This is a genomic window from Wolbachia endosymbiont of Drosophila barbarae, from assembly GCF_044752445.1.
In the GTDB taxonomy this organism is placed as follows: domain Bacteria; phylum Pseudomonadota; class Alphaproteobacteria; order Rickettsiales; family Anaplasmataceae; genus Wolbachia; species Wolbachia pipientis.
Genome location: NZ_JBIXJM010000095.1, coordinates 1 through 522, shown reverse-complemented (window position 1 = coordinate 522; position 522 = coordinate 1). Strand labels below are relative to the sequence as shown.

Genomic DNA, 522 nt, shown 5'->3' with positions numbered 1-522 from the left:
GTTTAGAGCCAGGAACAATGCAGCTTTTAGACCCAGGAGAAGACATAAAATTTTCAGAACCGTCAGATGTTGGAGGAAGTTATGAAGCGTTTATAAGACAGCAACTCAGGGCAATAGCGATTGGTACAGGGATAACATATGAACAGCTAACAGGAGATTTAACAGGCGTTAATTATTCATCCATTCGAGCAGGATTGATAGAGTTTCGCAGGAGGTGCACGATGTTACAGCATAACATTATGGTATTTCAGTTTTGCCGTCCTGTATGGGATAGGTGGTTAGAGTTAGCACTACTTTCTGGAGAGCTAGACATAGGTGAAGAATGGACAAAGGGAAAAGAAGGAGCAAAAAAAGAAGTAAAATGGATACCACAGGGATTTGATTGGGTCGATCCGCTAAAAGATCAGCAAGCACAGCAAATGGCAGTAAGAAATGGATTTAAGAGTCGATCGGAAGTAGTATCAGAAATGGGTTACGATGTAGAAGAAATTGACCAAGAAATAGCAGAAGATCAAAGACGTG

Annotated in this window: 1 protein-coding gene; it reads left to right on the top strand. The window is 41.0% G+C overall.

From position 1 onward, the window contains the following. The coding region (locus ACIPNH_RS01240) for a phage portal protein (protein WP_400771146.1) at positions 1 to 522 on the top strand (522 nt) is incomplete at both ends.